18 protein-coding genes are annotated in these 19,282 nt (G+C 68.8%); 9 read left to right on the top strand and 9 right to left on the bottom strand.

What is annotated here, in order from left to right:
* Positions 1-125 precede the first annotated feature (125 nt).
* The gene (oiaX, locus tag NBE95_RS21915) at positions 126-1,379 is read right to left on the bottom strand and encodes a 3-oxo-isoapionate-4-phosphate decarboxylase OiaX (RefSeq protein WP_289896913.1); all 1,254 of its coding nucleotides are present in this window, start codon (positions 1,377-1,379) and stop codon (positions 126-128) included.
* 5 nt (positions 1,380-1,384) lie between these two features.
* Complete coding sequence (locus tag NBE95_RS21910; protein WP_289896912.1) at positions 1,385-2,734, bottom strand: four-carbon acid sugar kinase family protein; 1,350 nt, start codon at positions 2,732-2,734, stop codon at positions 1,385-1,387.
* Positions 2,735-2,820: 86 nt separating this feature from the next.
* Between NBE95_RS21910 and NBE95_RS21905 the strand changes: the two genes are divergently transcribed.
* The 8 genes from NBE95_RS21905 (at position 2,821) to NBE95_RS21870 (ending at position 11,502) form a co-directional block, all read left to right on the top strand.
* On the top strand, positions 2,821-3,651 hold the full coding sequence (locus tag NBE95_RS21905; RefSeq protein ID WP_289896911.1) for a phosphogluconate dehydrogenase C-terminal domain-containing protein: 831 nt from the start codon (positions 2,821-2,823) through the stop codon (positions 3,649-3,651).
* A 106-nt stretch (positions 3,652-3,757) separates the two neighbouring features.
* Positions 3,758-4,699: a D-ribose ABC transporter substrate-binding protein gene (locus NBE95_RS21900; RefSeq protein WP_289896910.1), complete on the top strand. Its 942-nt coding sequence runs from the start codon at positions 3,758-3,760 to the stop codon at positions 4,697-4,699.
* Between the two features lie 60 nt (positions 4,700-4,759).
* A complete protein-coding gene (locus tag NBE95_RS21895) occupies positions 4,760-5,401 on the top strand; it encodes a DUF2291 domain-containing protein (RefSeq protein ID WP_289896909.1) in 642 nt (213 codons plus the stop codon).
* Complete coding sequence (locus NBE95_RS21890; protein ID WP_289896908.1) at positions 5,398-6,936, top strand: sugar ABC transporter ATP-binding protein; 1,539 nt, start codon at positions 5,398-5,400, stop codon at positions 6,934-6,936. The genes NBE95_RS21895 and NBE95_RS21890 overlap by 4 nt, the downstream gene beginning before the upstream one ends.
* Positions 6,933-7,991, top strand: coding sequence for an ABC transporter permease (locus tag NBE95_RS21885; protein WP_289896907.1), 1,059 nt, complete (start codon positions 6,933-6,935; stop codon positions 7,989-7,991). The genes NBE95_RS21890 and NBE95_RS21885 overlap by 4 nt, the downstream gene beginning before the upstream one ends.
* 1 nt (position 7,992) lies before the next feature.
* Entirely contained in the window at positions 7,993-9,015 is a 1,023-nt protein-coding gene (locus NBE95_RS21880; RefSeq protein ID WP_289896906.1) for a Gfo/Idh/MocA family oxidoreductase, read from the top strand.
* Positions 9,006-10,742 (top strand): hypothetical protein, encoded by a 1,737-nt coding sequence (locus NBE95_RS21875; RefSeq protein WP_289896905.1) that lies wholly within the window; start codon positions 9,006-9,008, stop codon positions 10,740-10,742. The genes NBE95_RS21880 and NBE95_RS21875 overlap by 10 nt, the downstream gene beginning before the upstream one ends.
* Positions 10,743-10,770: 28 nt before the next feature.
* The gene (locus NBE95_RS21870) at positions 10,771-11,502 is read left to right on the top strand and encodes a transcriptional regulator NanR (protein ID WP_289896904.1); all 732 of its coding nucleotides are present in this window, start codon (positions 10,771-10,773) and stop codon (positions 11,500-11,502) included.
* A 21-nt stretch (positions 11,503-11,523) separates the two neighbouring features.
* On the opposite strand, the gene NBE95_RS21865 is transcribed toward NBE95_RS21870, so the two are convergent.
* Positions 11,524-12,672: an MFS transporter gene (locus tag NBE95_RS21865; RefSeq protein ID WP_289896903.1), complete on the bottom strand. Its 1,149-nt coding sequence runs from the start codon at positions 12,670-12,672 to the stop codon at positions 11,524-11,526.
* A gap of 303 nt (positions 12,673-12,975) precedes the next feature.
* Here NBE95_RS21865 and NBE95_RS21860 point away from each other — a divergent pair, with 303 nt between their 5' ends.
* Positions 12,976-13,671, top strand: a complete 696-nt coding sequence (locus NBE95_RS21860; protein WP_289894424.1) for a B12-binding domain-containing protein — start codon at positions 12,976-12,978, stop codon at positions 13,669-13,671.
* Between the two features lie 113 nt (positions 13,672-13,784).
* Here the strand turns inward: NBE95_RS21860 and NBE95_RS21855 are convergent, their stop codons facing one another.
* From NBE95_RS21855 to NBE95_RS21830, 6 genes are read right to left on the bottom strand one after another with little or no spacing between them, the layout of a single operon-like run.
* The gene (locus NBE95_RS21855) at positions 13,785-14,699 is read right to left on the bottom strand and encodes a hypothetical protein (protein WP_289896902.1); all 915 of its coding nucleotides are present in this window, start codon (positions 14,697-14,699) and stop codon (positions 13,785-13,787) included.
* 28 nt (positions 14,700-14,727) lie between these two features.
* A complete protein-coding gene (locus NBE95_RS21850) occupies positions 14,728-15,477 on the bottom strand; it encodes an aldolase/citrate lyase family protein (protein ID WP_289896901.1) in 750 nt (249 codons plus the stop codon).
* Positions 15,474-16,373, bottom strand: coding sequence for a DUF6282 family protein (locus NBE95_RS21845; RefSeq protein ID WP_289896900.1), 900 nt, complete (start codon positions 16,371-16,373; stop codon positions 15,474-15,476). Before NBE95_RS21845 ends, NBE95_RS21850 begins: the two co-directional genes overlap by 4 nt.
* A complete protein-coding gene (locus tag NBE95_RS21840; protein ID WP_289896899.1) occupies positions 16,370-17,449 on the bottom strand; it encodes a dihydroorotate dehydrogenase in 1,080 nt (359 codons plus the stop codon). Before NBE95_RS21840 ends, NBE95_RS21845 begins: the two co-directional genes overlap by 4 nt.
* The gene (locus NBE95_RS21835) at positions 17,446-18,729 is read right to left on the bottom strand and encodes a TRAP transporter large permease (RefSeq protein WP_289896898.1); all 1,284 of its coding nucleotides are present in this window, start codon (positions 18,727-18,729) and stop codon (positions 17,446-17,448) included. The genes NBE95_RS21840 and NBE95_RS21835 overlap by 4 nt, the downstream gene beginning before the upstream one ends.
* On the bottom strand, positions 18,726-19,232 hold the full coding sequence (locus NBE95_RS21830; RefSeq protein WP_289896897.1) for a TRAP transporter small permease: 507 nt from the start codon (positions 19,230-19,232) through the stop codon (positions 18,726-18,728). Before NBE95_RS21830 ends, NBE95_RS21835 begins: the two co-directional genes overlap by 4 nt.
* Positions 19,233-19,282: the final 50 nt, after the last annotated feature.

The following is a 19,282-nucleotide window of genomic DNA, read 5'->3' as shown; positions in this document are numbered from 1 at the left end:
CCGGGCGGCGGCGGCGGCGGCGGCGGCGGCGGCGGTGAAAATCCCGCGCGGCTTCCCGCGCCTGCAACGGCTCCAAGCCGGGCAGCGACGCGCCAGCGGCGACGAAAGCCCGCCGTCCTTCTGCCCTACAGCTCTTGCCCGGACCATTTCGCCAGCGACGCCGCCAGGTCGGGATGGTCGCGGGCGGCGTCCTGCAGCGACTCGCCCGCCGCCGCCGCCGCCCAGGCGCGCCGGATCGCCCGCACGCCGGCCGCCGGGCCGTTCGGATGGCCGTGGATGCCGCCGCCGCCCAGATACATCAGGTCCAGCGTGCGCCCCGTGCGCTGATAGGTCTCGACCGCCTGCCCGCCCCATTGCCCGGAACAGACCACCGGCAGCGGCCGGTCGGCCTCGGAGAAGATCGGCGTCATCACGTCGCCGAAGGACCGCACGAAACTGTCGTCCGGTTCCCAGTATTTGGCGCCTATCCCGTTGATCTGGAACTGATCGACGCCCAGTAGGCGCCAGATCTTCTGATAGGCGCGGAATTCCATCCCCAGGGCCGGGTGGCGGGTCAGGATGTCCCAGCCGTTCCGATGCGCGTGCAGGCACAGTTGCGAGCGCTTGCGCAGGAAGGCCATGCCACCATGGCCGACAGAGTTGATATTGACCACCGCCGCATTGCCACCCCACGCCGCCACATGGTCGTGGTTGCGCATCATCTGGTCCGGATCGGCCGAGGAGATGCCAAAGGCATACATCACCCTTTTGCCGGTCCTGTCGGCATGGCGTTCGATCTCCGGCATGATCGCCTCGACGCGGGCGGCCAGCGGCGAATAGCCGGGCGACATCAGCTTTTCATCGTCCTTGATGAAATCGACGCCCGCCTCGCACAGGGTCCGGACGACCCGGGCGGTATCCTCGGGCGAGAGGCCCAGCGAAGGCTTGATGATCGAGGCGATCATCGGCCCCTCGGCCACGCCCATCAGCCGGCGCGACCCGGCGATGCCGAATTGCGGGCCGGGATGGCAGGCAAAGGCGGGCGGCAGGTCGAAATCCATCACCCGCACGCCGGTCAGCCCGCGCGCGGCATAGACCCCGCCCACGGCGATGGTCATCAGCGCGGCGATATCGGTGCCGACGGCGTCCAGCGGCCAGGCGATCGTCACATCGGCGCGGTGGAACGGGCCGGGCGCCTCGGACGGGAAGCCGGGGCGGTCCGCGTCGGGCAGCGGCACGATCCGCTCGACGCGGGCGGCATGACGGGCTTTCAGCGCCTCGGTCTCGCCCGGCAGCTCGGTGAAGGTGCCGGTGGACTGGTCGGCGGCAATCCTGGCGGCCATCGCCTCGATGCTGCCCGGCGTCTCGATGCGATAGGTGACGCGGATAGGGTCGGTCATGGCTCTCACTCTCTCCTGTCGCCGCCGGCGCGGATCCAGCCGAAATAATCCTCGGACCCCATCTGCCCGCCCTTCAGGGCGATCTCCAACCCGTCATGCGGGCCGTCGCCGAAGGCCTGACACAGCGCCGCGCCGGGAATGGTCGGCGCGCGGGCGACAAGCGCCGACAGGCCAAGCTGCCGCATCCCGTGCCCCGAAGTATCGCCGCCCGAGATCACCGCGCGGCGGATGCCGGTGGCGCGCAGCGTCGCGTCCAGGATGCGGCCCAGCGATTCGCCGATGCGGCGGTTGGCGGCGGCCGGGTCCATGCCGCTGCGCGAAAGCGCATCGCGAAAGGCGTCGACCTGCGGGCCTTCGCCGGATGCGGAATGGACCAGCGGGCTTTGGCCGGCCTGCGCGGCGGCGATGGCGGCCTGGGTCAGGCGCGTTTCCTCGGCCGTCCGGTCGGCATCGCCGCCGGTCACGGCCCGGGCGTCGAAGGGCAGCAGCGCGAATCCGTTCCGCCCCGCCCAGCCCAGTTGCCGCGCCGTAATGGGCGAGACCGAGCCCGACACCGCCACGATCCGGTCGGCAGGCGGCAGGGCTCCGGGGGCCCGCACGCGCGGGATGGCGCCGCTGGCCTGCCAATGCCGGACCAGCGCATATTCGACGCCCTGGCTGCCGGCGACGAAACCCAGAGCGGCGCGGTTCTCCCAGATCAGCCGCCCGGCGGCGGTTTCGCTGACCGGCCCCATGCTGTCGAGGGACAGGATGCGGGCGCCCGAGGCCAGGGCGGTTTCCACGGCCTGCGGATCGGCCAGGCCCTCCAGGTCGATCAGCGCCGAGCGCAGCCCGGTCTGCGCCGCCAGATGCCGCAGCAGGTCGGATTCGGCCATCGGCGTCACCGGATGGCGGGACATGACCGGATGGCGGTCCAGCCGGAACACGCCGTCCAGCGTGCCCGCGAACAGATGCCCGAAGGCCTGATAGCGGCGCATCTGCGGGGCCGCGGTCAGCAGCGGCACCGCCCTGGCCGGGCGGATGCGCAAGCCGATCTCGATCGCCGCACCGATCGACCCCGACAAGGCCGAGGAATCGAAGGTCGAGCAGATCTTGTAATGCAGGATCGGCGCCTTCAGCCCGTCAAGCCAGCGAAGCGGCGCCGGCAGGCTCTGCGCCATCCAGGCCGGGTCGTGGCTGCGCGCGGTGGTGGCGATGCCCACGCCCCGGCAATCCGCAAAGCGCGCGGCCAGGCCGGGCGACGGGATGCCGGTGAACAGGACCGCGGGCAGGCCGGCGAATTCCAGCACCTCCATCACCGCCGCCGATCCGGTGAAGTCGTCGCCCAGCCATGTCACCCACGGCGCCTCGGTCATCGAATCCTCCCCTTGACAGCCTTTCTTTGTTATTATCTCATCATACCAGTTTGGCAAGGATGATTCCTGCAAGAGGGGAAACCGGAATGACGAAAGTTGCCTTGTTCGGGGCAGGTGGAAAGATGGGCGTGCGCCTGTCCACGAACCTTGCCAGGACCGATTTCGACGTGGCCCATGTCGAGGTCAGCGCAGAGGGCCGCGTTCGGCTGAAGGCGGAACTGGGCCTTGACTGCGTGGATTCCGCCGCCGCGCTCTCGGGCGCCGAGGTGGTGATCCTGGCGGTGCCCGACACGGTGATCCGCAAGGTCGCGGCGGCGGTGGTGCCGCAGGTGGCGCCGGGCACGATGATCGTGGTGCTGGACGCCGCCGCGCCTTTCGCGGGCCACCTGCCGGAACGCGCCGACGTGACCTATTTCGTCAGCCATCCCTGCCACCCGCCGATCTTCAATGACGAGGACACGCCGGAAGGCCGGGCCGACCATTTCGGCGGCGTCGCCGCCAAGCAGGGCGTGGTCAACGCGCTGATGCAGGGCCCGCGCGCGCATTACGAGCTGGGCGACCGCATCGCCCGCGCCATCTATGCCCCCGTCGCCCGCAGCTATGAAGTCACCGTCAAACAGATGGCCATGCTGGAACCGGGCCTGTCGGAAACCGTCTGCGCCTCGCTGCTGATGGTCATGCGCGAGGCGATGGACGAGGTCGTGGCGCGCAGCGGCGTCAGCAAGGAATGCGCCCGCGACTTCCTGCTGGGCCACATGAACATCCTGGGCGCGGTGATCTTCGAGGAACGCCAGGGCCAGTTCTCGGACGCCTGCAACAAGGCGATCGAATTCGGCAAGCCCATGCTGATGCGCGACGACTGGAAGAAGGTGCTGGAATGGGACGAGGTCGCCGCCAGCATCGAGCGGATTACCTAAGGGATCATTATCTTATCATACCTGTTGACAAGATAATGATTCGCCAGCAGCTTGAAACGGTCAGAGAGGAACCGGCATCCGTCCGGCTGACCCAAGGGAGGAAAACATGAAACTGACCCGCCGGCTGATGATCTCGGCCTTTGGCCTTGCCATGACCGTGGCCGTGCCGTCTTTTGCCGCGGCCGAGGGGCTGATCGCGATCATCACCCCCAGCCACGACACCCCCTTCTTCAAGGCCGAGGCGGTGGGCGCCGAAGCCAAGGCCAAGGCGCTTGGCTACGAGACGGTGGTGATGGTCCATGACGACGACCCGAACAAGCAGCTGGAACTGTTCAACACCGCCATCGCCCAGGGCGCGAAAGCCATCATCCTGGACAATGCCGGGGCCGACGCCACCGTCGCCGCCGTGCAGGCCGCCAAGGATGCGGGCATCCCGTCCTTCCTGATCGACCGCGAGATCAAGGAATCCGGCATCGCCGTCAGCCAGATCGTGTCGAACAACTATCAGGGCGCGCAGCTCGGGGCCGAGGAATTCGTCCGGCTGATGGGCGAGACAGGCAAATATGCCGAGCTGCTGGGCCGCGAGGCGGACACCAACGCAGGCATCCGCTCCTCGGGCTATCACGACATCATCGACCAGTATCCCGACATGGCGATGGTCGCCCAGCAGACCGCCAACTGGTCGCAGACCGAAGCCTATACGGTGATGGAGACGATGCTGCAGGCCAATCCCGACATCAAGGGCGTGATCTCGGGCAACGATACCATGGCGATGGGGGCCTGGGCGGCGCTGGAGGCGGCGGGGCGGACCGACGTGATCGTGGTCGGCTTCGACGGCTCGAACGACGTGCGCGATTCCATCAAGGCGGGGGGCATCAAGGCGACCGTGCTGCAGCCGGCCTATCGCCAGGCGCAGCTGGCGGTGGAACAGGCCGACCAGTATCTGAAAACCGGCTCGACCGGGGTGGATGAAAAGCAGCTGATGGACTGCATCCTGATCAGCGCCGAGAATGCCGACAAGCTGGAAACCTTCGCCCTGGCCGAGTGATCCACCACCGGCCCGGCGCATGGCCGCCGGGCCGCATCCCCGATAGACCCGGAGTCCCGCATGATGCGCGCGATGACCGCGATCCTTGGCCTGTCTCTGGCCATGACGGCGCTTGGCGCCTGCAAGATCGTCCCCAATCCCGAACCCGGCAGCCAAGGCGCCGCGGCCCAGACCGACGACGCGCGCATGGCCGCCAAGGCAGGCGAGATCTATGCCGCGCAACTGGTCCCCCATGTCGCCCGGAAGGCCATCGACCTGCCCGTGCTGACTGCCGCCCTGCAAGGCGGGCTCGACGCCGCGGGCCGGGCGCATGGCATCCGCCCGCAGGCCGAGGGCAGTCCCTGGAACTTCCTGGTCAAGGGCCAGGGCACCGTGGTCGGGGCCGATCGCCAGTCCCGCGCCGCCACCATGGCGCTGGACACGACCGGCGACGGGCAGGCCGACGTGACCATCCAGCTTGGCCCGGTCGTCAAGGGCACCGCGCTGCGCGATGCCGCGGACTTCATCGTCTTCACCGACTACCGCGACCAGATCGAATTCGCGAAGCTAGCCCGCGCGTTGAACGACCGCGCCCATCAGGCAATCCAACTGCCCGAGGGCGACCTGACCGGCCAGAGCTTCCGCTTCGAGGGCGCGACCACCCTGCGCAGCGCCTCGGACCCCCTGCTGGTGGTGCCGACCGTCCTGGTAGCCGCGCCATGACGCATGGCATCGGCCTGCAGATCCGCGGCGGCACCAAGGTCTATCCCGGCACCCGGGCGCTGAAGGGCGTCGATTTCGACCTGCGCATGGGCGCCGTCAACGTGCTGGTGGGCGAAAACGGTGCCGGCAAGTCCACGATGATGAAGGTCATCGCCGGGGTCGAGCAATTGACCGAGGGCCGGATCCTGATGGACGGAAAGCCCGTGCATTTCAGCGATACCGACGATGCCCGCCGCCACGGCATCGGCATCGTGTTCCAGGAACTGAACCTGTTCCCGAACATGACGGTCGCGGAAAACATCTTCATCAACCGCGAGATCACCCGCGGCCGCATCGACATCGACAGGGCCGCGCAGCGCCAGGCCACGCGCGCCCTGATGCGGCGGCTGGAACATGACATCGACCCCGACGCGATGGTCGGCGACCTGCGCGTCGGCCAGCAGCAGATCATCGAGATCGCAAAAAGCCTGGCCCAGGATGCCCGCATCCTGATCCTGGACGAGCCGACCTCGGCGCTTTCCGCCGCCGAGGTCGAGATCCTGTTCCGCGTCATTGCCGACCTGAAGAAGCAGGGCGTCGGCATCGTCTATATCTCGCACCGGCTGGAGGAGCTGATCCGCATCGGCGACTACATCACCGTGTTGCGCGACGGCACGATCACCGGGGCGCGGTCGATGCAGGGCGTCGATGTGGACTGGATCGTCCGCGCCATGATCGGCGAGGCGTCCAGGGATTTCGCCAAGGACATCGACCACCCCTATGGGCCCGAGATCTTCCGGGCCGAGGAGGTGACCCTGCCCCGCCCCGGCGGCGGCATGGCGGTGGACCATGTCGGCATGAGCCTGCGCGCCGGCGAGATCCTGGGCGTCTATGGCCTGATGGGCGCCGGCCGCAGCGAGTTCCTGGAATGCGTGATCGGCCGCCACCCCCATGCCGGCGGGCGCATCTGCGTGGACGGCAAGCCGCTGAAGGCGAAAACCGTCGCCGGCCGCATCCGGTCGGGCATCGCCCTGATCCCCGAGGATCGCAAGAACGACGGGTTGGTGCAGATCCTGTCGATCCGCGAGAACATGACGCTGTCGTCGCTGGGCGAATTCACCACCGGCTTCCACATGGACCTGGCCGCCGAACGCGGCACGGTGCGCGATTTCGTGCGTCGCCTGACGGTCAAGATCGCCTCGATGGAAAACCCGGTCTCCAGCCTGTCGGGCGGCAACCAGCAGAAGGTGGTGATCGGCAAGGCGCTGATGACCAAACCCAAGGTGCTGCTGATGGACGAGCCGTCGCGCGGCATCGACATCGGCGCCAAGGCCGAGGTCTTCCGCACCATGCGCAAGCTGGCGGCCGAGGGGCTGGGCATCGTCTTCGTCACCTCGGACATCGAGGAGCTGATGGCGCTGTCCGACCGCATCGTGGTCATGTCGAACGGCCGCGTCACCGGCGAATTCGACCGCAAGGACGCCACCGAAACCCTTGTCATCGCCGCCTCGGCCAAGGGCCACGCGCCCACCCCATCCAAGGAGCATGCCGCATGACCCATGCCGCCACCGACACCGCGCCGCAAGCGGGGTCCGCCAGCCTGCTGCTTCTGCTGCTGAAGGCCCGGACCTTCATCGCCCTGATCCTGGTCTTCGCCTTCTTCGCCTTTGCCGCGCCGAACTTCCTGTCCACCGCGAACATGGTCATCATGTCGAAGCATGTCGCGCTGAACGCCTTCCTGGCGATCGGCATGACCTTCGTCATCATCTCGGGCGGGATCGACCTGTCGGTCGGCTCCATCGTCGGGCTGTGCGGCATGGTCGCGGGCTGGCTGGTGCTTTACGGCATCGACCCCGGCCTTGGCTGGTCGATCCAGTTCAACACCATCGAGATCTGCCTGATCGTGATGGCGGTCGGCGTGCTGATCGGCGCGGTGAACGCCTTCCTGATCACCAGGCTGAACGTGGCGCCCTTCATCGCCACGCTGGGCACGCTTTATGTCTGCCGGGGCGCGGCGATGCTGTTTTCCGACGGGCGGACCTTTCCGAACCTGAACGGCAATGCCGAATACGGCTCGGACAGCTTCCGGCTGATCGGCGCGGGGACCGTCCTGGGGCTGCCGGTCTCGATCTGGATGCTGATCGCGGTGGCGGTGATCGCCGCCTATATCGCGCGGCGCACGCCCTTGGGCCGCTATGTCTATGCGGTCGGCGGCAACGAGCGCGGCGCGGCGCTGTCGGGGGTCAGGGTCAACCGCATCAAGTTCTTCGTCTACATGTTCAGCGGGCTTTGCGCGGCGATCGTCGGCCTGATCATCTCGTCGCAACTGGTCGCCTCGCATCCCGCCACCGGCCAGGCCTTCGAGCTGAACGCCATCGCCGCGGCGGTGCTGGGCGGCACCTCGATGTCGGGCGGGCGCGGGCGGATCGGCGGCACCATCGTCGGCGCCTTCGTGATCGGCGTCCTGTCGGACGGGCTGGTGATGATGGGGGTGTCGTCCTTCTGGCAGACGGTCATCAAGGGGCTTGTCATCATCGCCGCCGTCGTGGTCGATCAGGCACAACAGAAGCTGCAGGCGCGGGTGGCGCTGCAGGCCGAGGCGGGGAAGTGACATGAAGGGTGCCTTGATCGGCTGCGGGTTCTTCGCGCAGAACCAGATGCATGGCTGGGCCGGGATCGAGGGCGTCCGGATCGTGGCCGTCTGCGACCGCGACCCCGCCCGGCGCGAGCAGACCGCGGCCCGCTTCGGCGCCCGCCCCTATGCCGATGCCGCCGCGATGCTGGCGGCGGAAGCGCTGGATTTCGTGGATATCGCCACCACCGTCGCCGCGCACCGGTCCCTGGTGGACCTGGCCGCCCGGGCGGGACTGCATGTCATCTGCCAGAAGCCTTTCGCCGAGACGATGGCGGATGCCCGCGCCATGGTCGCCGCCGTCGATGCGGCGGGAAAGATCCTGATGGTGCACGAGAATTTCCGCTGGCAATCGGCCGTCCGCGCCGCCATCGGCGCCGTGCGGGCCGGCGCCATCGGCACGCCGTTCTTCGGCCGCGTCAGCTTCCGGTCGGGCTATGACGTGTTCTCGGGCCAGCCCTATCTGGCGACCGATCCGCGCTTCATCATCCAGGATCTGGGCATCCATATCCTGGACGTGGCCCGCGCCCTGTTCGGCGACGTGGCGACGCTTTCGGCCACCACGCGGCGGATGAACCCGGCCATCCGCGGCGAGGACGTGGCGACCATGCTGCTGGAGCATGAGAGCGGCGCGACCAGCGTCGTCGATTGCTCCTATGCCACCCGGCGGATGCCCGAGACCTTCCCGGAAACGCTGCTGGAGATCGACGGCGACACGGGCACGCTGCGGCTGGATGCCGGCTATCGGCTGCTGATCCAGACGAAGGCCGAGGAGGTCCGCGATGTGGCGCCCCCGGTCCTGCCCTGGGCGGAACGGCCCTGGCACAACATCCAGGAAAGCGTGCAGATCATCCAGCAGCATTTCGTCGATTGCCTGCGGGCGGGGGTGCAGCCGGAAACCTCGGGGCATGACAACCTGAAGACGCTGGCCTTGGTGGAAGCCGCCTATCGGTCGGCGGCGGACCGCTCGCGCATCGACATGCGGGCGCCGCAATGGACCTGACCCTGCTCTACGGCACCGACAAGCCGCCGCACCGGGGCGAGGTGCTGCGCGCGGGCGACGCCGCGGTGACGCTGGAGGCCGGGCGGTTGCGCCACCTGCGCGTCGGCGGGGTCGAGGCCATTCGCGGCCTGTCCTTCCTGGTCCGCGACCGCGACTGGGGCACGGTCGCGCCGGCGATCACCGAACTGGCCATGGCCGGCGGGCGTGTCAGCTATGCCGCCCGCTATGACATGGGCGGCGGCAGCCTCGTTGCGCGGATCGCGCTGAGCCTGACACCGGACAGCCTGACCGCCGAGGTGGTGGCGACGGCCCACGGCACCGTGGAAACCAACCGCGCGGGCTTCACCGTGCTGCATCCCATCCAGGGCGTGGCCGGCGCCCCGGTCCGGGTCGGCCATTCCGACGGCAGCACCGAGGAGACGCGCTTTCCCGCGCTGATCGCGCCCTGGCAACCCTTCACGGACATCGCCTCGCTGACCCATCAGGCGGGCGGATTGCGCATCGCCTGCCGGTTCGAGGGCGACGTCTTCGAGATGGAGGACCAGCGCCAATGGGGCGATGCGTCCTTCAAGACCTACAACCGCCCGCTGGCCCTGCCCTGGCCCTATGCGATCCGCGACGGCGAGACGCTGCGCCAGGCGGTGCGGATTTCCTGGACCCCCGCCCCCGCCGCCGATGCCGCGCCGCCGATCCGGGCCGAGGTGGCGGGCGCCCGGTTCCCGCAAACCGCGCTTGTCCTGACCGCCGCCGACGCGCGCCGCGCCGCGGCCCGTCCCGAGGCGCTGCGCCGCATCGGCCCCCAGCGCCTGCTCTGCCATCTGGACATCGCCGCAGGCCACGGGTTGTCCGAACTGCGCGGCTTCGCGGCGCTGCAGGCCGCCCTGCCCGATCTGGCCTATGACCTGGAACTGATCGCCGCCTGCCCGCCCGACGGCGACCTGGCGGCGGAATTTGCCGGCTATGCCGCCGATCTGGCAGCCTCCGGGTTCCGCCCCGCCTCCATCATGACCTGCCCCTCGGTCGACCGGCAATCGACGCCGCCGGGATCGGACTGGCCGCCCTGCCCGCCGCTGGAAAGCGTCCATGCCGCCGCCCGTGCCGCCTTTCCGGGCACGACCCTGGGCGGCGGCATGGCGAGCTTTTTCCCCGAGCTCAACCGCAAGCGCCCGCCCGCCGATGCCTGGGATTTCGTGACCCACGGCCTGTGCCCCATCGTCCATGCCGCCGACGACCTGTCGGTGGTCGAGACGCTGGAGGCGGTGCCGCATATCCTCGCCTCGGCCCGCGCCATCATCGGCGGCCGCGACTATCGGCTGGGACCGTCCACCCTTGCCATGCGGCAGAACCCCTATGGCAGCCGCACCATCCCGAATCCCGGCCGCGACCGGGTCTGCATGGCCGATGACGACCCCCGCCAGGACGGCGCCTTCGCCGCCGCCTGGACCCTGGGACTGGCGGCCAGCATCGCGCCCGCGGGCGTGACGGTCTGGACGCCCGCCGCGCTTTACGGCCCGCGCGGGCTGGTGCGCGCGGATGGCGCGCTGCGCCCGGTCGCGGCGGTGGTGCAGGCCCTGGCGGCGCAGGCGGGCCAGCCCCTGCGCGGCGCCGCGCTGGCGGACGGCCGGGCCGAGCTGGCCTTCGACGGCGTCACGCTGACCGCCCGCCTGACGCCGGACGGTCCCGAGCCCTTCGGCTGGCAAAGCCGCCCGCCTTCGCCTAAATCTTGACGAAAGACCGCAGCCAAGAGCCAGGACCATGAAACACGACCAGCTTGCCAGCCCCGACCGGATCACCCGTCGCAAGCTGTCCGACCAGGTCTTCGACCGGCTGCGCGAGATGATCGCCGGCGGCGAACTGCCCCCCGGCGCCCCCATGCCGTCCGAACGCGACCTGATGGAGCGCTTCGGCGTCGGCCGCCCCGCCGTGCGCGAGGCGCTGCAGCACATGCACACCATGGGCCTGATCACCATCAGCCATGGCGAACGCAGCCGCGTGAACGAGCTTTCGGCCGGCAGCGTGCTGGCGCGCGTCGACGACGTGGCGCGGATGCTGCTGTCCTCGGAACCCGAGCAGCTTGAGCATCTGAAGCAGGCGCGGCGCATGTTCGAATGCGGGCTGGTGCGGGTGGCGGCGGAAAACGCCACCGCGCAGGACGTGCGCGACCTGCGCGAACTGGTGGGCGAGCAGCGCGCCCGCATCGGCGATGCCGAGGCTTTCGTGACCGCCGACATGGCCTTTCACAGCCGGATCGCGCAGATCTCGGCGAATCCGATCCTGGTCGCGACCAGCCAGGCGATGCTGCGCTGGCTGCTGCAATATCACGGCGTCTTGCTGCACTGGTCGGGCAAGGAAAAGGTCACGCTGCAGGAACACGACCAGATCGTGGACCTGATCGCCGCCCGCGATGCCGACGGCGCGGTGGCGGCGATGCAGGCGCATCTGGACCGCTCGAACCCGCTTTACCGCCATGCGAATGCGGCGCAGTGATCCGCCCGGGACCGGGGGGCCCTAACCCTCCAGCGCGCGGCCGAAGAACGCCACCGCCACGAGACCCGCCAGAACCAGCGCAAGGCTCGCCGTCAGGGAAACCGCCTGGGCCAGGAAGCCGATCAGCGCCGGGCCCAGCAGGATCCCGGCATAGCCCATCGAGATCACCCGGGACAGCGAACGCCCGCCGTCCCGGGCCCCCAGCGCGCCCGCGGCCGAGAAGATCAGCGGGATGACATTCGCCATCGCCAGCCCGCTGCAGGCAAGCGCCGCAAAGGCCAGATCGACCGAGCCCGACAGCAGGAACGCCGCCATGGAGACCGCCACCGCGATCACCGAGATCCGGAACAAGCGCGGCGGCCCCAGGGCACGGTTGGCCCGGTCCCCCAGCAGCCGGCCCACCAGCATCATGCCCGCAAAGATCGCATATCCGGCCGCGCCGATGCTTTCCGAGGTGCCGATCACCCGCACCAGATAGACGGCCGCCCAGTCCATGATCGCGCCCTCCGCCAGGAAGATCACGAAGGCCAGCGCGCCCAGCGCCAGCGCCGCCGCGCCCGGCCTGGCCCGGCTTCTGGCGCTCGGGGCGGCTTCTGCCGGCCCGGCCGGGGCGGCGGTGGTGCGGGGAAACATCGCCGCCGCGATCACCAGGATCACGCCGCCCGACAGCGACAGGATGGCGCCGTTCCCGACGCCGCCCTGCGCCAGCGCCGCATAGGCCAGCGCACCGATCAGCGTGCCGGCGCTGAACATGGCGTGAAACGAGGACATGACCGGCCGCCTGGCGCGGCGTTCAAGGCTGGATGCCTGGCTGTTCATCGCCACATCCAGCGCCCCGAAGACCAGCCCGGCAAGGCTTGCCAGCACCATCGCCGCGGCCATCTGCGTCACCCAGCCGATGCCGACGATGCCCAGCCCGAACAACCCGGCCGCGATCACCGAAAGCCGCTCGGCCCCGATGCGGGCGATCACCGCCGGCGCGTTGGTCATCGCCAGGATGGCGCCGGCGGCAAAGGACAGCAGAACCAACCCCAGCGCGCCCTCGTCCAGCCCCGCCCGCCGCCCCAGCGCCGGCAGGTTGGCGCCCCAGCCGCCGATGCCGAGGCCGCCGGCCAGAAAGCACGCCGACAGGGTGATCCGCTCGCGCCGGGGGAAATCTGTTTCGGTCAATGAGCGCCCCCTTGGCCTGGACATCCTGAAGCGCCAGGCGCTGCAGAAATGCCCTGATCCCGGCAGCGGCCTTGAACGGCCATGCTGATTCTGCCGGCGATCGCGCGCCGCTTCACCGGCCGACATAGCCCGTCGCCCCGATCGCATCCAGCCCTTCGTGAAGGCCGCTGTTTTTTGACCTTTCCATGTGCGTCCTGATGTGTCGCAACGGGGACAGCGCGCCGGTGTTTCTGCGGGTTATGGAGGGGCATGACCCCTGGGCGCGGTGCGGGCGGCCGCGCGCCCCCTTTCTGGAGCATGACGATGTCCGACGCAGAAATCAGCCTTTCCGAGCTTGCCGACGAGGATCTCGTGCAGCAGATGCATGACGACCTCTATGACGGGCTGGCCGAGGAGATCGGCCAAGGCACCCGCATCCTGCTGGCCCGCGGCTGGACGCCCTATGCGGTGCTGACCCGGGCGCTGGTCGAGGGCATGCGCATCGTCGGCGAGGATTTCCGCGACGGCATCCTGTTCGTGCCCGAGGTGCTGCTCTCGGCCAATGCCATGAAGGCCGGCATGACCATCCTGCGCCCGCTGCTCGCCGCCACCGACGCGCCCCGGCAGGGCAAGCTGCTGATCGGCACCGTCAAGGGCGACATCCACGACATCGGCAAGAACCTGGTCGGCATGATGATGGAAGGCGCCGGCTTCGAGGTGGTCGACATCGGCATCAACAACCCGGTCGAGACCTACCTGGCCGCCATCGAGGAACACAGGCCCGACATCCTGGGCCTGTCGGCGCTGCTGACCACCACCATGCCCTACATGAAGGTGGTCATCGACGCGATGCGGGAAAAGGGCATCCGCGACGATTGCGTGGTGCTGGTCGGCGGCGCGCCGTTGAACGAGGATTTCGGCCGGGCGGTCGGCGCCGACGCCTATTGCCGCGACGCCGCCGTCACCGTCGAGATGGCCAGGGACTTCATGAAGCGCAAGCACAACATCCACCCGGCCTGAGCGCCGGCACGCAGCCACGCACAAGAGCCGAGGCAGAACATGGCAAAGGACATGGAACGCGCAGGACGGCGACCAGCCCGCTGTTCGGGCATCGGCCGGTCGCTTCCGCCTGTTCAGCGCTGCGGGATCTGCTGCGGGATCTCCGGATAATCGGCATCGTTCAGCACCCAGCCCGGCTGCATCGAAAAGTCCAGCCGCGGCGGGCAGAAGATGTCCACCAACGCATTGCCGCCCGCGCCGCTGGCTTCGGTGGTGTGGATGACCGGCGGCGGGATCACCAGCGACGAAGGCGCGCCGACGGCGATGTGGCGATCCTCGCGCCAGTCGCTGCGGTCGACGGTCCAGGGCCAGCGCAAGTGGTGGGTGAAGCTGCCGGCCAGCGCCAGCGAACATTGCTCGAAATCGTCATGGTGATGGGGCGACAGCTTCCCGGGGTCGCGCGGGCCTTGCTGCAGGTCGAGGAAATTCACCATGAAGGTGGTGCAGCGGAAGATGCGGCCGAACCGCCCCTCCTGCGGCGGCACGTCCAGATCATAGGCGCGGATCCTGAACCCGCCGGCCGGCTCGGCCCAGGGCTCGAAGGGCGGGATATGGCTGCGCCCGGCCGCATAGGCATCGGCATTGGGACACAGGGCGACCAGATCCGCGGCGGCGGCGGTGAACAGCCGGACCACCCTGCCCCCTTCCGGCAGCGTCACCCGGCTGTCGCCCGGCGGCACGAAGGCGATGGAATTGCCGGCGACCTCGCGGCTGTCGCCATTCGCCTCGATCAGCGCCGGCTGGTCGGGCAGCAGCACGACATATTCGTCCGGCTGGCCGGCGCGGGCGAAGCCGGCGCCCGGCTGCGCCTCGGCATAGGCCAGCACGAAATTGCAGCCGCGCTGATACCAGACCTTGCGGCCATGGGCGTCTTCCTGCGGCGGGGTCTTGTCGAACTCGGCCAGCTGCTCCTTGGCGATCAGGCCGGTGCGGGCCGGGGCCGAGGCGGCGGCGAACAGGGCCGCGCGGGGATCCTTGTCCTTGTACATGGGGAAATCCTTTCCTGTCAGCGCGGGCTCAGGCGCGGCCCGCCGCGATGATCCGGCGCGCGCCCTTCATCAGCAGCGCCTGGTCCGAGCCGCAGACGAAGACGCTGACGCCGCGGTCGCGCCAGGGGGCGATCTGGCTTTCGTCGCCGACGAACAGGCCCGCGGCGACGCCGGCCCGCCGGGCGGCGGCGATCACCCGGATGATCGCCGCGTCAAGCTCGGCCGAGGGGAAGCCGCAGCCCAGCGATTGCGACAGATCGGCGGGACCGACGAACAGCACATCGGCATCCGGCACGCCGGCGATGTCGTCCAGCCGGTCCAGCGCCGCCTTGTCCTCGATCTGCAGCATCACCACGGTTTCGGCGTCGCTTTTCGCGGTATAGGCCGGGACGGCAAGGGTGCCGTAATGCCCCGCGCGCGGCGAAGACGACAGGCCGCGCGACCCCCGCCCGAACTTGACCGCGGCCATGACGGCCTCTGCCGTGTCGCGATCCGCGACATGGGGCACCATCACCCCCGCGCAGCCCAGGTCCAGCAGCGGCGAGATCCGCGCCGGCGACTGGCCCCAGCAGCGCGCGACCAGGGGCAGCCCGACCGCGCGCGAGGCCAGCGCAAGCTGGTCCATCACCCCCAGGTCCAGCGGCGCATGTTCCTGATCCGGCACCGCGAAATCCAGCCCGGCAAGACCCAGGATCTCGACCACATGCGGCGAGGGCGTCTTGACGAAGCTGCCGATGACGGTCTCGCCGGCGTTGATCCGTGCCTTCAGCCCGCTCATGCTTCCAGCCCGACCAGCTCGGCCCCGACGGTCGTGGTCATCTTGCGGATGTCGGCATCGCCATAGCCCAGCCCGATCAGCATGGCGATCATCTGCCGCATGCCCTCGACCGGGTTCGGATTGCCGGTCTGGCCCAGATCGGTGCCGAAGAAGGTGTTGTCGACCCCCGCCGCCTCGATCACCGCGCGCAGGTGATCCTGGTCGAACAGCTGGAAGGTCGAGGGGATGAACATGCAGACCGAATGCTCCATCCTGACCCCCATGCCGACCAGATGCGCGACATCCTGAAGGCTGCAATCGTTCACATAGGTCGGATGGTTCAGGAACAGCCGCTTCACCCCGCGCGCCTTCGCCTCCTCATAGAACGGCAGCAGTTCGCGGGCGTGATGGTGGCCGCCCGAGACCACGGCATCGGCCTCGGCGATCAGGTCGAGGATATGCTTGACCTCGTCGCGCACCGCGCCCTTTTCGTCGGTCAGGGTCAGCGGGACGGGGGCGACCGTCTTCTTGCTGTTCTGCGGGAACTTGAAACCGGGCTTCTGGGCCTCGTGCTCCATGTGGTTCCGGGCATGGGCGGTCGCCATCCAGACCACGCGGGCACCCTGCTTCAGCGCATAATCCACCGCCGAGGGGTTCAGCCCGCCCAGCGGATTGTTCAGCACGATCGAGCCGATGGCCCGGGTCCGCAAACCCATGTTCTGATTGATCAGCGTCGCCAGCGGCATGGTCGGATAGTAGTGATCCTTGAGCAGCACGGCGGCCATGCCGGCCTGATCCGCCTCGCGCAGGGCGGCGATATGATCCAGCTTGCGCGGATGCAGCGAGGGGCCGGAATGGACGTGCAGATCGACCGCGCCCTTCATCAGGTCGTCAATGCGGCTTTGTTCGGCAGTCATCTGTTTCTCCTGACTGTTTCGCCCGGCGCCAGCGGCGCGGGAATGTGGTTGCGCCAGACCTGTTCGAGGACCGGCATCTCGGCAAAGCTGCGGCGGGCATCGGCCGCGCGCCCGATCAGATCGCGGGCGCTTGCGCCCTTGCCGGCGCAATAGGCTTCCAGATCGGCGACGGCATCGCGGATGACGTCCCAGCCGCGCAGCATCACGGCCGAGGACAGCCCCACCGCCGAGGCGCCCGCCAGCATCATCCGCGCCACGTCATGGCCCGAACAGGCGCCGTTGATGCCGATCAGCGCCCGGTCGGGGCCCAGCGTCGCCCGGCTCATCGCCAGCCAGTGGCAGGTCAGCGGCAGGTTCCAGTAGCCGCCGATGCCGCAGCTGGTGCCCAGCATCGGCTGCATGGTCTCAAGATCGGGGACCAGCCCCAGCGCCCGCCCGGCGATCACCGCGCTGTCCGCCCCGGCGCCGAGGGCGGCGGCGACAAGGTCGGGAACCCGCTCGCTCTGGCCCGACAGCTTGACCCAGACCGGAATCGACACCGCCGACGTCACCGTCCCGACCAGCTCTGCCACGCGAGCCGGCGAAAGCTCGGTGCTGACCGCCCCCTTGGCGGACTGGCTGGCATAGGGCGTGCCGATGTTGAACTCGAAGACCCGCAGGCCGGCATCCTCGACGGCGCGGGCGCGGCGGACGGCATCCTCGATCCCCGCCATCACCACCGAGGCGACCAGCACGCAATCCGCCTGACGGGCCGCCGCATCCATCCGCCGCGCCTGATCCAGCCATTCCCCGAGCGACAGCGGAGTCAGGCCCGAGCGCGTCAGCAGCGTCGCGGCGCGCGGCGCCCCGGCGCCCCAGTCCAGCCGGTTCCAATGCGCATCCAGCGCGACATATTCGGCCTGCAAAAGCTGTCGCTGCGCCGCGGCCGAGTCGTTGCCGGACTTCATCACCACCGCCCCTGCCCCGGCGGCGATGGCCGACAGGATCCCGGCATCGTCGATCAGATGTTCGCCCGATGCGGCGATGACCGGATTCTTCAGCCGGGTCCGGCCGATCTGCACCGAAAGATCGGTCATCCCGCCACCCCCAGCACGCGCGGCAGGAACAACGAGATTTCGGGGAAGACGGTGATCAGCGCCAGAACGAACAGCGCGATCCCGATCATCGGCAGGGCGCTGTAGGCGATCCGCTCCATCGGGCGGCCGGTCACGCCGGCGATGACGAACAGGCACAGCCCGACCGGCGGGGTGACGAAACCGACCAGCACGTTGAAGACCACCATGACCCCCAGATGCACCGGCTCCAGCCCCAGAAGATTGCCGATGGCCATCAGCGCCGGCACCGTCAGGATCAGCACCCCGATGGTGTCGAGGAACATGCCCAGAAACAGCAGGATCACGTTCACCATCAGCAGGATCACGTATCTGTTGTCCGAGACCCCGGTCAGCAGCGCCACGGTCTTTTGCGGCAGCTGCTCGATGGCGAAGATGAAGCCGGCGACATTGGCGACCGCGACCAAGAAATAGATCGCCGAGCTGATGATCGCCGTGGCGACGAAGGCCTCCTTGAGGAACTTCCAGCTCATCGCGCGATAGACGACGGTGGCGATGACCAGCGCATAGATGGCGGCCACCGCCGCCGCCTCGGTCGCGGTGAAGATGCCGCCCCGGATGCCGACCACGATGATGACCGGCAGCAGCAGCACCGGAATCGACTGCCAGCTGCCCCGAAGGATCGCGACCAGCGATTGCTTCGCCGCCTTGGGATAGCCGCGGCGATGCGCGATCCAGACCGCATAGGCCGACAGGAACACCGCCAGCATGAAGCCCGGCGCCAGCCCGGCAACCAGCAGCTGCGAGATCGAGGTGCCCGACAGCGCGCCATAGATGATCATGGCGATCGAGGGCGGCACCAGCGGCGCCATCAGCGACGAGACCGCGATCAGCGCCGCCGAATAGTCCACGTCATAGCCCTGCCGCTTCATGTCCGGCACCATCACCGTGCCGATGGCCGCCGCGTCGGCCGCCGCCGAGCCGCTGACGCCGCCGAACAGGAAGCAGCCCCAGACCGCCGTCAGCGACAAGCCGCCCCGGAACCGGCCGACGATCGAGTTCGCGAAGCCGATCAGGCGGCGCGTCAGCCCGCCCACGTCCATGATCGCGCCCGCCAGCACGAAAAGCGGGATCGCCAGCAGCACGAACATGTCCATCCCCGCCAGCATCCGCTGCGGCAGCACGATCAGGAATTGCGTTTGGCCGGTGAAGTAGAAATATCCCAGCGCGCTGATGCCAAGCACGAAGGCGATCGGCATGCCGATGGCCAGCGTCAGAAAGAAAATCGAGCCGAGCCAGATCACAACGCTTCCTCCGCGCCCATCGGATGCTCTTCGGATTTCTCCTGCCGCGCGATGCCGAAAAATTCGTTCAGCGCCACATGCAGCGCCAGAAGCAGCGCGCCCACGGTGATCGCGACATGGACCCAGAACATCGAGAACCCGAGCGCGGTCGCGGTCTGCAACCGCGTCATCCAGGCGAATTTTGTGCCGAACCACAGGATCGCCGCCAGAAAGACCAGCATGAGCAGACCCGAGAGCAGATCCGCGGCCCGCCGCAGGCCCGCCGGCAGACGGTCCACCGCCAGCCGCATGCCCAGGAACTGGCCGCGGGAATAGCTGAGGCCGGCGCCGATCATCACGATCCAGATCATCAGATAGCGCATCGCCTCTTCCGACCAGAACAGCGAGCTGTTGAAGACATAGCGCCAGACGACCTGCATGCTGCCGATCACCAGGATCGCGGCGATCCCGGCGAAACAGAATGCTTCCACGGCCGCGACATAGGCGCGCCAGAGCTTGGACATGGGTTTCTCCGTTGAGAGCGCGGATGGAAGGCGCGCGGGACTAGCCCGCG

The sequence above is a fragment of the Paracoccus sp. TOH genome, assembly GCF_030388245.1.
Lineage (GTDB): Bacteria > Pseudomonadota > Alphaproteobacteria > Rhodobacterales > Rhodobacteraceae > Paracoccus > Paracoccus simplex.
This window is presented reverse-complemented; position numbering and strand designations above follow the sequence as displayed.

Excerpts from the sequence above, each read along its gene's own strand:
- oiaX (WP_289896913.1), bottom strand. The coding sequence starts at position 1,379 with ATGACCGACCCTATCCGCGTCACCTATCGCATCGAGACGCCGGGCAGC.
- NBE95_RS21910 (WP_289896912.1), bottom strand. The coding sequence starts at position 2,734 with ATGACCGAGGCGCCGTGGGTGACATGGCTGGGCGACGACTTCACCGGA.
- NBE95_RS21905 (WP_289896911.1), top strand. The coding sequence starts at position 2,821 with ATGACGAAAGTTGCCTTGTTCGGGGCAGGTGGAAAGATGGGCGTGCGC.
- NBE95_RS21900 (WP_289896910.1), top strand. The coding sequence starts at position 3,758 with ATGAAACTGACCCGCCGGCTGATGATCTCGGCCTTTGGCCTTGCCATG.
- NBE95_RS21895 (WP_289896909.1), top strand. The coding sequence starts at position 4,760 with ATGATGCGCGCGATGACCGCGATCCTTGGCCTGTCTCTGGCCATGACG.
- NBE95_RS21890 (WP_289896908.1), top strand. The coding sequence starts at position 5,398 with ATGACGCATGGCATCGGCCTGCAGATCCGCGGCGGCACCAAGGTCTAT.
- NBE95_RS21885 (WP_289896907.1), top strand. The coding sequence starts at position 6,933 with ATGACCCATGCCGCCACCGACACCGCGCCGCAAGCGGGGTCCGCCAGC.
- NBE95_RS21880 (WP_289896906.1), top strand. The coding sequence starts at position 7,993 with ATGAAGGGTGCCTTGATCGGCTGCGGGTTCTTCGCGCAGAACCAGATG.
- NBE95_RS21875 (WP_289896905.1), top strand. The coding sequence starts at position 9,006 with ATGGACCTGACCCTGCTCTACGGCACCGACAAGCCGCCGCACCGGGGC.
- NBE95_RS21870 (WP_289896904.1), top strand. The coding sequence starts at position 10,771 with ATGAAACACGACCAGCTTGCCAGCCCCGACCGGATCACCCGTCGCAAG.
- NBE95_RS21860 (WP_289894424.1), top strand. The coding sequence starts at position 12,976 with ATGTCCGACGCAGAAATCAGCCTTTCCGAGCTTGCCGACGAGGATCTC.
- NBE95_RS21855 (WP_289896902.1), bottom strand. The coding sequence starts at position 14,699 with ATGTACAAGGACAAGGATCCCCGCGCGGCCCTGTTCGCCGCCGCCTCG.
- NBE95_RS21850 (WP_289896901.1), bottom strand. The coding sequence starts at position 15,477 with ATGAGCGGGCTGAAGGCACGGATCAACGCCGGCGAGACCGTCATCGGC.
- NBE95_RS21845 (WP_289896900.1), bottom strand. The coding sequence starts at position 16,373 with ATGACTGCCGAACAAAGCCGCATTGACGACCTGATGAAGGGCGCGGTC.
- NBE95_RS21840 (WP_289896899.1), bottom strand. The coding sequence starts at position 17,449 with ATGACCGATCTTTCGGTGCAGATCGGCCGGACCCGGCTGAAGAATCCG.
- NBE95_RS21830 (WP_289896897.1), bottom strand. The coding sequence starts at position 19,232 with ATGTCCAAGCTCTGGCGCGCCTATGTCGCGGCCGTGGAAGCATTCTGT.